14 protein-coding genes and 2 pseudogenes are annotated in these 13725 nt (G+C 44.3%); 11 read left to right on the top strand and 5 right to left on the bottom strand.

The genetic code is table 11. From position 1 onward, the window contains the following. Positions 1–107: 107 nt before the first annotated feature. Positions 108–863, top strand: coding sequence for a hypothetical protein (locus AB2J24_RS06890; RefSeq protein WP_367384938.1), 756 nt, complete (start codon positions 108–110; stop codon positions 861–863). A gap of 5 nt (positions 864–868) precedes the next feature. Next, a complete protein-coding gene (locus tag AB2J24_RS06885) occupies positions 869–1378 on the top strand; it encodes a hypothetical protein (protein ID WP_367384937.1) in 510 nt (169 codons plus the stop codon). Positions 1379–1530: 152 nt separating this feature from the next. Here AB2J24_RS06885 and AB2J24_RS06880 read toward each other — a convergent pair whose 3' ends face one another. After that, entirely contained in the window at positions 1531–2088 is a 558-nt protein-coding gene (locus AB2J24_RS06880; protein WP_162651530.1) for a L,D-transpeptidase, read from the bottom strand. A 62-nt stretch (positions 2089–2150) separates the two neighbouring features. Next, the gene (locus AB2J24_RS06875) at positions 2151–2468 is read right to left on the bottom strand and encodes a hypothetical protein (protein ID WP_367384936.1); all 318 of its coding nucleotides are present in this window, start codon (positions 2466–2468) and stop codon (positions 2151–2153) included. A gap of 101 nt (positions 2469–2569) precedes the next feature. Here AB2J24_RS06875 and AB2J24_RS06870 point away from each other — a divergent pair, with 101 nt between their 5' ends. The 6 genes from AB2J24_RS06870 (at position 2570) to AB2J24_RS06845 (ending at position 7568) form a co-directional block, all read left to right on the top strand. Then, positions 2570–3097 carry a hypothetical protein gene (locus AB2J24_RS06870; protein ID WP_367384935.1) on the top strand — a complete coding sequence of 176 codons (528 nt, stop codon included), beginning with the start codon at positions 2570–2572 and terminating at the stop codon, positions 3095–3097. Further along, positions 3094–3801: an HTTM domain-containing protein gene (locus AB2J24_RS06865; protein WP_367384934.1), complete on the top strand. Its 708-nt coding sequence runs from the start codon at positions 3094–3096 to the stop codon at positions 3799–3801. The genes AB2J24_RS06870 and AB2J24_RS06865 overlap by 4 nt, the downstream gene beginning before the upstream one ends. Before the next feature lie 66 nt (positions 3802–3867). Further along, a complete protein-coding gene (locus AB2J24_RS06860; RefSeq protein ID WP_367384933.1) occupies positions 3868–5055 on the top strand; it encodes an MFS transporter in 1188 nt (395 codons plus the stop codon). Positions 5056–5166: 111 nt separating this feature from the next. Beyond that, positions 5167–6012, top strand: a complete 846-nt coding sequence (locus AB2J24_RS06855; protein WP_197742777.1) for an ABC transporter substrate-binding protein — start codon at positions 5167–5169, stop codon at positions 6010–6012. An 18-nt stretch (positions 6013–6030) separates the two neighbouring features. Beyond that, positions 6031–6840 (top strand): amino acid ABC transporter permease, encoded by an 810-nt coding sequence (locus AB2J24_RS06850; protein ID WP_367384932.1) that lies wholly within the window; start codon positions 6031–6033, stop codon positions 6838–6840. After that, entirely contained in the window at positions 6840–7568 is a 729-nt protein-coding gene (locus tag AB2J24_RS06845; RefSeq protein ID WP_162651525.1) for an amino acid ABC transporter ATP-binding protein, read from the top strand. Before AB2J24_RS06850 ends, AB2J24_RS06845 begins: the two co-directional genes overlap by 1 nt. A 2-nt stretch (positions 7569–7570) precedes the next feature. Here AB2J24_RS06845 and AB2J24_RS06840 read toward each other — a convergent pair. Further along, positions 7571–7747: pseudogene (locus AB2J24_RS06840) on the bottom strand (inositol monophosphatase family protein); the annotation flags it as partial. A 178-nt stretch (positions 7748–7925) separates the two neighbouring features. On the opposite strand from AB2J24_RS06840, the pseudogene AB2J24_RS06835 reads away from it, so the two are divergent. Beyond that, positions 7926–8072 (top strand): annotated as a pseudogene (locus AB2J24_RS06835) (RpiB/LacA/LacB family sugar-phosphate isomerase); the annotation flags it as partial. 172 nt (positions 8073–8244) lie between these two features. Here AB2J24_RS06835 and rhaI read toward each other — a convergent pair. Together rhaI and AB2J24_RS06825 are read right to left on the bottom strand one after the other, a co-directional pair. Beyond that, the gene (rhaI, locus tag AB2J24_RS06830; protein WP_367384931.1) at positions 8245–9519 is read right to left on the bottom strand and encodes an L-rhamnose catabolism isomerase; all 1275 of its coding nucleotides are present in this window, start codon (positions 9517–9519) and stop codon (positions 8245–8247) included. 14 nt (positions 9520–9533) lie between these two features. After that, positions 9534–11648 (bottom strand): bifunctional rhamnulose-1-phosphate aldolase/short-chain dehydrogenase, encoded by a 2115-nt coding sequence (locus tag AB2J24_RS06825; protein WP_367384930.1) that lies wholly within the window; start codon positions 11646–11648, stop codon positions 9534–9536. A gap of 185 nt (positions 11649–11833) precedes the next feature. Here AB2J24_RS06825 and AB2J24_RS06820 point away from each other — a divergent pair, with 185 nt between their 5' ends. After that, complete coding sequence (locus AB2J24_RS06820; protein ID WP_162651522.1) at positions 11834–12634, top strand: DeoR/GlpR family DNA-binding transcription regulator; 801 nt, start codon at positions 11834–11836, stop codon at positions 12632–12634. Positions 12635–12669: 35 nt separating this feature from the next. Beyond that, positions 12670–13659, top strand: a complete 990-nt coding sequence (gene rhaS / locus AB2J24_RS06815) for a rhamnose ABC transporter substrate-binding protein (RefSeq protein WP_162651521.1) — start codon at positions 12670–12672, stop codon at positions 13657–13659. Positions 13660–13725: the final 66 nt, after the last annotated feature.

The following is a 13725-nucleotide window of genomic DNA, read 5'->3' as shown; positions in this document are numbered from 1 at the left end:
CTCCCATGTTGTTCTGCTTATCCACAAGTGATGCATGGTACACATAAATAAGTTGATTGAGGTGTTTTAAATTTCTATTGTAAATTGCGAATCAAAGGGGGGTGAGAATGAAAAAGATAGTTTTCTTTATGGCGCTATTAATTCCAGCAGGATGCCAAACTGTAGCTGAACAAGCATTAAACAATGGAGGTGCGGTTAGTCAGCCTGTTCAAGGGCGATTGGTCGTCGTGAAAAAAGGTATCTACAGGTTGCAGAAAGATAGGAATGGCAAAATTAAGGCTAAGTTCTTCTGCTCATCAACTTTAAAAAATCCAGGTTTTGGAAAAGTAGGAATCGCATCTACCAAATCAAGCGATACAATAACTGATGAGAAGCCTGCTGACTCATTCGTGCTTAGTTTTAACCCAATTACCAAGGAAAAGAAGTTCGAAAATCTGAAGATAAGGGCCGGGGTTAAATTTAAAGGTATACCAACTTCAAGACGTGTCGTCGAAAAATACTCAGTGTCGGGCTACAATCCTTCGGTTGATGAAACAGGTGAAACCTTTGATGGTGATTATGTTATGCGCTCTGTTGGGCCAGTGTGTAAAAAGGGCATTAATAGTTTAAGTTCTTATAAGAAATATGGATTGCCGATTTTCGTATATGAAGTAGCAACGGCGGACAAAATTTATTCAAAAATAACCGGTCTACCAGAGTTGTCTGTTGCGCTCTTAAACGGGAGTGGAAAAAAGAAGTATGGAGATTTCGTTTTAGCGGCTGATGGCGGGATAACTTATGATCGAGCAAGAAATAAGGTCTTTGGCTATTCTTATTTTCCAATAGGTGAACATGCGAGCAAGCCAATACCAGTAACAAGGTGATAGTTTTGTTTAAGAGAAATTTACATAAATTGTTGCCAATGATTATCGGATCAGCAATCACTATTTTTGCTGCTCAAAACACCGTGTTTGGAGCGGATTTTGCAAGGAATGACTCCATATTTCCATCATTGGAGGAGGACTTAGATTGGGGGGAAGATGCAAATGTGGAGGACTATTTTACTCCTGAAGAAGTTGAATATTTTAACTTCGAGGAAAATAATAATTGTAAAAAGATCTCTAGGAGAAACTTGTTAGAAAACCCTCGTGATTTTGCAGGAAAATGTGTGACACTTGATACCTTCCTCATTTCAAAATCTCTCTTTAGTTATATATCGTATGACATCGATAATAATGTGGACAAGGGATTCAATATTCAGGTTGAGGGTGACAAAAATTGGCTGGTAATGTCATGTGTTGCCGATGGGAAGGAATTGACCATTTCCGGTTTCGTAAACATTCAGCAAGATGTACCCAATATTGCAGCGAAGAAAATTGGATGTTCTCCATATCGTTGACTGTTGCGAACAGTTTAATGGTTGGATGATCCGGCTCACTTCAAACTAACCGATAAGCCTTGCAACGTGTGGTCTCAGAATAAGCCCCGAGTTTTCGGGGCTTGCTTTTATATAAAGATAGTTGGCTATGTTGCTACAGTTCTACAGTGATGCTAAAGCACAATAACCTTGGTGTTCAGCGGTACGCGGTCATATAGGTCGATCACATGTTCATTGATCATGCGAATGCAGCCGTTGGAGACGGAGCGGCCGATTGATCTTGGTGAGGTTGTACCGTGAATGCGATAATACGTGTCCACATTGCCTTGATAAAGATAAAGTGCACGCGCACCTAAGGGGTTCTTCGGCCCGCCCGGAACACCGCCAGCATATCTGGCATATTTATGCGGTTCGCGCTTGATCATGTTTTTTGTTGGCGTCCAGCTTGGCCACTCTGCCTTGCGCTTAATGACAGCCGCACCCTGAAATTCCAAACCAGCTTTACCCACGCCAACACCATAACGGCGCGCCTTGCCCCATGGCTCTACGAGATAAAGAAAATGGTTTTTCGGATCGACAACAATCGTCCCCCGTCTATAGCCACGAAATGTGACCTCTTGCGGCTTGAATTTGTCCGCAACCTTAAATTTTGTGTGATGTGCCGATGCTGGCAGGGCAGGGATAGCTGCTGTGGCAATTGCTCCTGCAACAAACGATCGTCTTTTGATCATAATATTCTCCATGAATTAAATTGAATGTACAAAATGCCGGCACTTACCGACCGAACTTACATTCAAACAATAGGAGGACGGAGAAACTCTCTTGTAAGCGCATCTGGAGTTTTAACAGCTAGAATAGCGCGAATACATTCCGCCTTTGGTCCTATAAAGAGCAGGCCAGAAGGGTTGAAAAATTTCGCGTCATTTTGGCATGTAGAGCTCTGCTGCGTATCATCAAGAACGTTTTTAATACAGCATTTATCCGAAGATTGAGATGCCGTGGTGATGATCTGCAAATATTGCGCGTCTGATATATAATTGGCAGGTTCAGCCATATCCAAATAGGAATTGCTTGCGGACAAGACGTGAGTCAGTCCGAAAAAGAACAGCAAAAATAATATCCCCAACCTGCGCATGGTTTAAAGTAACCTGAAATACTGTTTCTCTCCAGTCAAACTTTTGTGAGGTTAAAGCGTAGTGCAGGTTTTAAAACGTGCATGAATATGCCTACACCATTGATATATCAGCCAAGTTTAAGAATAGTAATGACAACGGAATCGCTAAAGGCACAAGTGTGATCAGATCTATCGTAAAAACGTTTCAATTGATCTTGCCTGTTCTCATTCCCTCATGGCGATTTTTTGATTCGATTGCACCATCACCCAGAATTGAATTTACTGTGTTCGATGCGGCGGGCAACACTTGCCAGGATTGGCAAGAATTTTGGCCACGGCCAGCGCGCGTCGGCATAGTGAGGATGCTTCGCCGCATTTTCTGGAATCCTTGCTGGAACGACAGTCTCTATGTTGTGGCATGTGCAGAGCGATTAATTAAGCTGCAAGATGAGGGTACGCAAAAGCACAGTGTAGAGCAGATTGCAAAGCGTATCAGAAACCACCTGTCCGATGATAAAATGGGTAAGAGTTTTAAATTTCGGCTGATCTTCATGAATAGACATGAAAACAAAGTCGTGCGGCACCAGCTTTACATATCCGATCTATTTCAAGGTACTGCGCCATGATTGTTCTGACTTTTGCGGAGGCCATGCGCTATACTCAGATGTTATTGGGATTTGCCTTTATCTTGCAAAGCGTTGAACATCTTCGCAGTAAAGAGGAGACCGAACTTCTTATTTGCAGAATTGCCCTTAGTGCGATGCTAATTTTTGCACCAATTGCGAGCTGGTGGATACCTTGGACCTGTCTTGCGCTCTCATTTATCTCAATCATCAATCTACATCGGTATAACGGTCCCTATAATGGAGGCAGCGATAGAATGGGCTTGCTAATCCTATTTTGTGTGACCATTGCCGAATGGCTGCCCAATCCGAGATGGCAGATATACGTTTTCGGTTATCTGGCGATACAGCTTGTTCTTTCCTATTTCATCTCTGGCCTCGTGAAAGTCGTCAATGCCGACTGGCGCAGCGGCAGAGCGCTTCAAGATGTATTTTTGTTCTCAGCCTATCCGGTGAGCGAGAAGCTACGTGGATTTCACAATAAGTCAAAACTCATGTTCATAATGTCGTGGTGCGTTATGGGGTTTGAACTTATCTTCCCATTGGCTATGCTTGACCAATCATTACTAATAGTCGCACTTATGATTGCGGCGACATTTCATTTTGCCAATGCCTGTCTATTCGGTTTAAATCGCTTTTTCTGGGTCTGGCTGTCTGCCTATCCGTCCATCATTTGGTTGCAGTCTCTAATTTTCTTAACCGCGTAAATATATACTTGTTGTGATGGCGCGATTGTTCTAAGCGAAAGTCATCTCGTACTAGAAGGCGGCCAGGTGTCAGATACTCAATCTAAATTGCTATTTGTTGGCATTGCTTTGGCCTTTCTGATTTGGGGTGCATTGGGCGCCATCATAGGTCCATTATTGCCAGAAATGACAGAGGCTTTCTCGCTTTCATCTGCGCAGGCTGGATTTGTATTTATCCCTTGGTCAACGGGGTTTAGTATAGGAGCGCTTACATCTCAAAGGTTGCTTCACAGATATAAGATCGAAACACTCCTGGCAGCATTTGCTGGCCTGTCGATATTGTTTTGCATAGCATTATTTTTCTGTAACACATTCATACACTTTCTCATTATATTTTCGCTTCTCGGTTCAGCCGGTGGCGCAACGTTTACTCTGGCACACACTTTTGTGGGGCAAACCTTCACCAAGCACAGGGTTGCAGCCATTAGTTCGCTCGATTTGCTGTTTAGTTTTGGCAATGTATCAGCGCCGCTATTACTTGTTTTGTTGTTGTCATTTTCATTCGGCTGGCAGTCGCCATTTCTGTTCTTTGCGCTCGCCTGTTCAATATGTTTGGTTATCTATACAAGTATCTTGCTGTTAACTGCCAAACAAAGACGCTCTGGGGCGGAAGTAAGTTCATCTGATGCAAAACCGTTGATCGCGCCATCGAAAGCTACGTTGCCGATAGGTTATCTCATCATTCCTGCCGTTTTCATGGGAGCATTCGAATGGGGCCAAAGTATATGGTTTGTCTCATATTCTATCGATAGCGGCGCATCTGAAACCGCGGCTCGGATCGGACAATCTGTGTTTCTTGCTGGCATGATATCAATCCGTATTCTAACCATTGCAATTGGGCAAAGAAGTAATGATACAAGGCTTGTTCGCACGCTTTTTGCATTCATTGTTTTGGGAAATCTTATGATTGTGCTGACCGGTGAATATTATATACACCTCGTCGGTTGTTTCATTGCTGGTGCCGGAGTTGGGGCCATGTTCCCTATTATTTTATCGAGAGCAATGGAGGCCGATCCTGCACGAAGTGCGAGCTATTCTGTAACCATGATTTTATGCATTACGGTGGGTGGCCAACTGGCATCTTTGTCAATTGGCACGCTGGCTGATTATTATGGCATTGCGAATACCTTCAGATTCACAACCATTTTTGGAGTTATATTTATCATCGGATTTGAGTTTTTCTGGCGCCGCGCAAAGGCTTCGATTGCAAGTTAGCTTATTGATATAGGACAAAATATCTTTGTGCTTGCAGCCAGTGGGCTTTGGGTCTTAAATAAACCTAATAGTAAATTGAATAGCAATAAATTGAATTCAGGGATCAAACTCATGAAAAAGACATTATCAATTCTCACTCATGCCCTTCTTGGCGTATTGTTGAGCGGAACGATGGCGACATCTGCATTTGCATCTGGCAAAGTTTGCTCCACTGGGCTCACGCTCAACGAAGGCGTTATAACAATAGCAACGGGAAATCCGGCATATTTCCCTTGGGTTATTGATGACGCGCCAGAAAGCGGGCAGGGGTTTGAAGCTGCCGTTGCCTATGCTGTAGCTGAGAAAATGGGTTATCCGAAAGATAAAGTCGAATGGGTTCGTGCAAGCTTTGATGAATCTATTCAGCCCGGCGCAAAGAGTTTTGATATCAATTTGCAGCAATTTTCCATTACGCCAGAGCGTGATCAGGTTGTAGATTTTTCAGAAGCTTATTTTTCATCGCCGATGGCCGTTTTGATCCGCAAGCCTACAATGGAGGCAGGTGCAGAAGCCACAATGGCTTCGCTTAAGAAACTGAAGTGGGGCGCTGCCGCGTCTACAACGGCGCTTGGTTTTGTGACCAATGATATTAAGCCTGAAAGCGATGTGCTGCTTTATGATGATGTTGCAAACGTGACAGAAGCTCTAAAGGCTGGACAGATTGATGCTGGATTGTTCGACCTGCCCACAGCGCTGTTCACCAGTGCCGTGCTTTTGGATGATGGCGTTGTCTTGGGCCAATTCCCTGCCGAAATGGCAACAAACCCTGATCAATTTGGCATGTTGATGGCCAATGACAGCCCACTAAAACCTTGCGTTGATGAAGGTATTCGCAAGATTAAAGAAGATGGTACTTTAGCCAAGATTGAAGCTGAATGGCTTCAAACAACAACAGGCGTTCCGCTCATTGCAGAGTAAGCCTAGATGGTGAAGATATTGACCGCGCGCCAGCTTTATGAGCGCCGCGCGCGACGCAAAGGTATTGCCATTGCAAGTGTGAGCACGGCCATTGTTGTCGCGGCAATTATTGTATTTGTTCCCATGGCACCTGGTTGGGAGGCTGTGCAGAAGAGCTTCTTTAATAAGGCAATTTTTCTTAAAACCTTTCCCAAGCTTTTGGATGCATTTTGGCTTGATGTTGCAATTTTTGCGTGGAGTGCGCCGCTCGTTGCAATATTGGGTATGGCCATTGCGCTTTGCCGTGATGTGCGTTCTCCGGCTTTGTTTCCATTGCGGATTTTTGGCGCTATCTTCACTGATATATTTCGCGGCGTTCCGGTGGTGCTGACAATCTATTTGATCGGTTTTGGTATCCCCGGTCTTGGTTTGCCGCGCCCTTGGAACAGCCCATACATTTGGGGCACAGTGGCCCTGGTGTTGACCTACTCGGCCTATGTTGCCGAGATTTTTCGCTCCGGCATTGAAAGTGTACACCAGAGCCAGCGCGCAGCGGCTTTGTCGCTTGGTCTTTCTAACACAGATATGATGCGATATGTCGTACTGCCGCAGGCCATTCGCCGAGTAGTGCCGGCTAACATGAACATGCTGATTGCTCTGCAAAAAGATGTTGCTCTGCTGAGTTTTATTGGCCCAGTCGAGATATTCCGCCAAGCCGGTGTGTTCAAATCGCTATTGGCAAATTTCACCCCCTATGTGGGCGCGGCGTTGATCTTCTTGGCTTTGACAATTCCCGCAACAAGATTTGCCGATCATCTAATGGCCAAACAAAATCGAGAGCGAAGTTAATGGCCAAACTTGAGATCAAGAAGGTCCAAAAATCATTTGGCGATGTCGCTGTGCTCAAAGGTTTGGATTTAAGTGTCCAAGAAGGCGAGATGGTTTGCCTGATTGGCGCATCTGGCTCTGGTAAATCAACGCTTTTACGCACCATCAATTTGCTTGAGCCGATTGATGATGGCGCTGTTTTGCTTGATGGCGAAGATATCTCGTTTCCGGGTCTTGATCCGCAGCCCGTACGCCAACGCATTGGGATGGTGTTTCAAAGTTTCAATCTCTTTCCACATATGACGGCGGAAGAAAACGTTATGCTTGCGCCGCGCCGTATATATAAAAAATCCCGCACTGAATTACGGCCTGAAATCAGCGCATTGTTTGAGCGCTTTGGTCTGGGCGATCGCATGGGCCATTATCCGGACCAACTATCAGGTGGGCAGCAACAACGCGTCGCCATTGTCAGGGCTCTGGCTATGAAGCCTGAGATCATGTTGTTTGATGAGGTTACATCAGCGCTTGATCCAGAGTTGGTAGCAGAAGTGCTGGATGTGCTGCGTCAGCTCAAAGCACAAAATATGACGATGATCTTGGCGACCCACGAGATGAATTTTGCAAGAGAAGCGGCAGATCGGGTATGTGTTTTGCATCAGGGTGAGATTATCGAAGAAGGCAAACCAAAAGATATCTTCTCAAACCCGCAACATGAACGAAGTAAGGCTTTTTTGAAAAGCATCTTATAAAATCAAATATCCATTTTAATTTTGCCAGATGTTCCAATAAAATTGGGATTCAGAATATCTGATTTGCCATATTTTAAAGGTGCGCCGTCAAGTTGCTTTAACTCACCGCCAACGCTGCGTAAAATGGCATCACCTGCCGCAGTGTCCCATTCGCATGTTGGCGAAAAACGTGGATAAATAATGGACACTATTTAGTTTCTTTTTCTACTAAACGCCTTATCATCTGTTGACGAAGAGCAACTGGAGTCGGCCGAACTCGACGGAGCTTCGCCTATGAGGAAATCTCGTCTTATTATTTACCCGCAGTTCTTCCTGTTGCGACCATCACACCATTAATCCGTGAACTTAATTTGGTAAGGCGTTTGCATATCAGCCAATAAGGTGTCTGGAATTTGTGCGGTTCATTGTCATGATGTATATTTCGCCGAAGGTGCTGCGCTTTCCAACAATGCCCAAATTATAACTATGTGTGCACGAGTGATCGGACCTGAACTAGAGGCATCATCATAGCGAGAGGCGTTCATGGTTTATCGCGAATTTGTTGAAGGGTAAATTAATTCTATTTGTGGACACAGTTGTCCAGCGAGCGCAGCAGATTGTTGGAACGCAGATTAGGTGGTTCCTCAAAATAAACTTTATCAACAATATCGGACCGGGCTGCTATCATCCGCATACCCTAAACAATACCTCCGCCAGCGCCGGAAACTACTGGCCGCTCGCCTGCAACCTTGTTGCGATAACCTGATGCTCGGTAGGCCGCAATCGGATTAATAGCGCCTGCGTTATTCACCCGCGCTGTTGCCAGAATTGGTTCAACATCGGTTCTAAATGCACTTTTAAGAATATTTGAAGCCATCAAAGCATCATTGTTTGCTTGCGCGTCCTCAAGTGCCTTGCGATCAACCAATAAAGCCTGAGCATAGGCACGCTGAACCTCCATCGCGCTTGCCATAAGGCTTTCAATCGGATCAGTCACATTATGGCTTTGATCAAGCATATGCATTGGGTTGAAATCAGGTTTGTCCTCTGCATCGACCAATTCGTTGAAAACCAAGAACAAGCGGTATGGATCGATGGAACCTGTGTCCAGATCATCATCACCATATTTGCTGTCGTTAAAATGGAAACCACCCAGTTTTCCGAACTGAATGAGCCGTGCGACAATCATTTCGATGTTCACATTCGGCGCATGATGACCAAGATCAACAAGGCAAAAAGCTTTCTCGCCCAATTCCTTCGATATGAGATAGTTAGTGCCCCAATCCTGCACCACGGTTGAGTAAAATGCAGGTTCATACATTTTATGCTCTGTTAGTAATCGCCAGTCATCGGGCAGGGCTTTATAAATCGACTTTGCACTATCCAAATATCGCTCAAACTGCCTGGTAAAATTCACCTGTCCCGGGAAATTTGAACCATCTCCCACCCAAACAGTTAAAGCCTTAGAGCCAATAGCTCTGCCTAGTTCAATGCAGGCAAGATTATGCTCGATAGCCTGTTGGCGACATGCTTTATCGGTGTGCGAAAGCGAGCCAAATTTATAAGAGTGATTTTGCCCATCCTGGTCCTGAAATGTATTCGAATTCATCGCATCAAATTTAAGACCAACTTCTTCAGATTTGCTGATCAGGTCCGCGGCTGGAACATCATCCCAAGGGATGTGGAGTGATACAGCAGGTGTTGCTTTCGCTAATTGTTGAATAACACCGCAATCATCAAGCTTGTCGAAAATATGCCGTGGTTCACCTACGCCCGGAAAGCGGGCAAATCTGGTTCCACCCGTGCCAACACCCCAGCTGGGAATGGCAACGCCATATTGTGCAACCTTGGAACAAATGTTTTCTATATCAACATTTCGCCGCGCGAGTTGTTCGCCTAAGTTTTGATAGTCAACATTTAAGTCTTTGGCTTTGAGCTCATTAGACTGCGCAATAATATCACTGCTAATCATTTCTCTGCTCCCCACTATCGCGTAAATGCTTGAACATTACCTGCATCAACATTGATGATATTACCTGTCGATTTTGCAGACAAATCCGATGCTAGGAAATATGCAGCCTCAGCTATGTCCTCAGGAAGCACAGAACGTTTCAGCAAAGATCTTTGACGATAATGCTCTTCAAGCCCAGCTTTGTCTTTGCCGTAAGTTGCTGCGCGCTCTTTTAGCCAGTCACCTGACCAAATTTTAGATCCTTTTAGGACAGCATCTGGATTAACAACATTAACTCTAATGCCCTGCTCAGCGCCCTCTAAAGCCAAACAACGCGCGAGATGTATTTCGGAAGCTTTTGCCGTACAATATGCGGATGCATTTGGCGATGCCGCCAATCCATTTTTGGATGCGATGAAAACGACCGCTCCACCAAGATTTTGCTTCTTCAGTATTTTGAACGCTTCCCGTCCCGTTAGGAAATACCCAGTTGAGAGGATCGACATGTTCTTGTTCCAGAGATCAAGAGAGGTGTCTTCAACAGGCGCTGAACTTGCAATGCCTGCATTTGATACCAACACATCGACACCACCAAATTCTAAGGTGCAATTTGAAAATGCTTTGATGACCGAAGCCTCATTTGTAACATCCATGATCACCGAGCGAACCACATCATTTGAAAAACGGTCGGCAAGACTACCGTGCACGTCTTTTAAATTGTCTGCATCAATATCAGCTAGCACCACGCAAGCGCCTTCTTCTAGGTATCTTGCCGCTGTCGCTGATCCTATGCCGCCAGCACCACCTGTTACAAGTGCGATGCGACCTTCCATAGATTTCGGTTTTGGCATGCGTTGGAGTTTTGCCTCTTCTAACAGCCAGTATTCAATATCAAATGCTTCTTGTTCAGGTAATCCACAATAGGTGCTAACACCATTTGAGCCACGCATTACGTTGATGGCATTGATGTAGAATTCAGCGGATATGCGTGCTGTTGATTTGTTCTTTGCAAACGTGATCATACCAACGCCAGGGATAAGATAGACAACAGCATTTGGGTCACGAAGGGCAGGCGAATTATCATGGCGGCAGCGCTCATAATAAGATTTATAATCTTCTCTATAAGCGGCGATTGACGTTTCCAAACTATCAAGCGTTGCGTTAATGTCTGGATTGTTTGGATCAAGATTTATGATAAGCGGTCTGATCTTAGTTCTTAAAAAATGATCAGGACATGAAGTTCCTAGCTTTGCAAGGTCTGGCAATTGGATAGAATTGACGAACTCAAGGACTGTAGCACTATCATCAAAATGCCCGACCATATGATTTTGACCTGATATCATTCCTCGTATTGCGGGCATTAGTTGATTGGCAATCTCATGGCGCGCTGAAACATCTAAACTTTGATATTTCTCTCCACCAAAAGCAGGCTTGCCTGTCAATTTTTTCGCAAACCAGTCTGTAGCCTTCTGGATAATGTCGACCGTCAACTCATAGCAGGTTTTAGCATCGTCATCCCAAGTGAAAAGACCATGACTTTCCAGAACTACACCCTTCGCACTGGGGTTTTCTAAACAGAATTTCTCAAGCCATAGACCTAACTCAAATCCTGGTCGTTTCCACGGGAGCCAGCCGATATCGTCACCAAAAATCTCTTGTGTTAGCTCTTTTGAATTTTCAGATGCTGCAATTGCAATGATAGCATCTGGATGCATATGATCGACATGTTTTTTAGGAACATAGGCATGCAAAGGCGTATCAATTGAAGGTGCGCGGGCATTTAAATTGAAGTTACAATGAGCAAGGTATCCAACCATTTCATCTTCAAATTCAACACCGCGATAGAGATCTTTCAGTGCATTAAGCTTTTCCATGTAAAGTGTAGAAAAACCATCCATTTTGATGGAACCTACATCGCCGCCGGACCCTTTTACCCACAAAACTTCAACTTGCTCACCCGTTAATGGATCTTTTTCTAAAACTTTTGCAGAGGTGTTTCCACCGCCATAATTTGTAATTCTTTTGTCAGACCCAAGAAGATTTGAGCGATAAAGCAGTAATTCTGGCTCGGGTTTACCAGCAGCAACTTCTGAATCCCATAAATTTTCTAACTTAGTTTGATTTTTGGTATTCGCTGCTGGTCGTGACATCTTATCCTCCTCGTTGCAAACAGATATTCAGCTTGCTTATTTTCATTTATCAATAGCTGATAGCTTTGAATTGTCAATCATAAACAATCACAAATGGTCATAATATCTCAATACTTGAACTTTTTTGATTGTTTATGATTGACAATTTTTGGTTTTGATGAAACCTTAATGCTGGGAGAACAAGCATGCATGAAAATGAGCGCCATAGAATTATTCTGTCTTTTGTAGAAGAGAAGCCAGTTGCTACGGTTTCTGAACTGGTCGCTTTAACCGAATCTTCTGAAGCGACAATTCGTCGGGACATTGCAACACTGCATATGCAAAAGAAACTGCGACGGGTACGCGGAGGTGCTGAATCAATCAATCCGCCGCAATTTGTTGGGCTTGCTGGACGCACATATTCTGTCAACGAGGGAATAAACGTTAGCAAAAAGCGAGCAATCGCGAATGCTGCTGTTCAATTATGTGATGATGGTGATGCTATTATTATTAATGGCGGCACGACAACATCGCAGATGGTTCATCCGCTTGCGGCAAAACGTATGCAGATCTTCACCAATTCGTTTCCGATTGCAGAACATCTACTAAACCATTCAAAAAATACAATCATGCTTTCAGGCGGAATTATCTACCGCGAGCAAAACATTATTCTAAGCCCGTTTGAAAATGATGTGACACGAAACTTCTATGCAAAACGCATGTTCATGGGCGCGCAAGGCATTTGCGCGCAGGGTTTAATGGAAGCGGATCCGCTTATCATTCAAGCTGAAGAGAAGCTTATCAATCAGTCAGAAGAATTAATCGTTCTCGCTGATTCAGCAAAATTCAAAACCCGCTCGAGCCTCATTCTATGTGCTTTGGAGCGAATAACGACAATTATTACAGACGATAGTATTCGAGATGAAGATCGCACAATGCTGGAGGATGCAGGTGTAGATCTTATTATCGCGAAGGAAACTGCTCAAATGCAGCAAGTTGCGGGTTAGCAGCCCGCCTTAGACATTAACTGGAGGAAACTTAAATGAATATCTTTAAAAAACTAGCCGTTACGACAGCTATTGCGGTCACATTGGCTGCAACCCCTTCTTTGGCAGCTGAGCGTATTGCGCTTGTTGTTAAATCACTTGGCAACGGATTCTTTGATGCAGCTGCCAAAGGGGCTGAAAAAGCAGCTACAGAACTTGGAGATGTGGAAGTTATATATACTGGACCGACAGCGGCAACAGCAGAAGGGCAAATTGAGATTGTGAACTCATTGATCGCTCAGAATGTTGACGCAATTGCGATCTCTTCTAACGATCCTGATGCATTGGTTCCCGCACTTAAGAAAGCAATGGACCGAGGTATTAAAGTAATCTCTTGGGATTCAGGCGTTGCTCAAGATGGACGTATGGTTCATCTCAATCCATCAGATACCGGATTGATTGGTGAAACAATCATCAAACTTGCAGCCGATTATCTGCCAGACGGTGGTGATGTTGCTATTCTTTCAGCTTCATCAACCGCAACAAACCAAAACGCATGGATTGATGCTGCGAAGGAAATTCTTCCCACTAAATTCCCAAATATCAACTTGGTATCTGTTGTTTATGGTGATGATGATTCCGTTAAAAGCACCAATGAAGCAAAAGGGCTCATTGCTAATCATCCTGACCTTAAAGCGATTATCGCACCAACAACAGTTGGTGTTGTCGCGGCAGCTCAAGTCGTTACTGACATGGACTTAATCGGTAAAGTGAACGTTACAGGTTTGGCGCTTCCATCTGAGTTTAAGAAGTTCATTGATAATGGTTCATCAAAAGCTGTGGCGCTTTGGAACCCGATTGATCTTGGTTATTCAGCGGTACAGATCTCTCACCAGTTGATCAAAGGTGCAAAGGCCGAGGCCGGTGCAACTTTTTCTCTTGGTTCAGTTGGAGAAATTACGCTTGATGATACTGGTTCTGCTGCTATGGCCGCACCATTCCAGTTTGATGCGTCAAACATCGAAGAGTTCTCAAAAATCTACTAGTAGATTTTAAATCTTCAGAGGCAGCTTTTAGCTGCCTCGTTTTGCGAAAATATCCATCCCACCTTT

Source organism: Lentilitoribacter sp. EG35 (genome assembly GCF_040784015.1).
Taxonomy (GTDB): Bacteria; Pseudomonadota; Alphaproteobacteria; order Rhizobiales; family Rhizobiaceae; genus Lentilitoribacter.
Note: the sequence above shows the minus strand (reverse complement) of the source record. Positions and strands in the feature narration are given on the sequence as shown.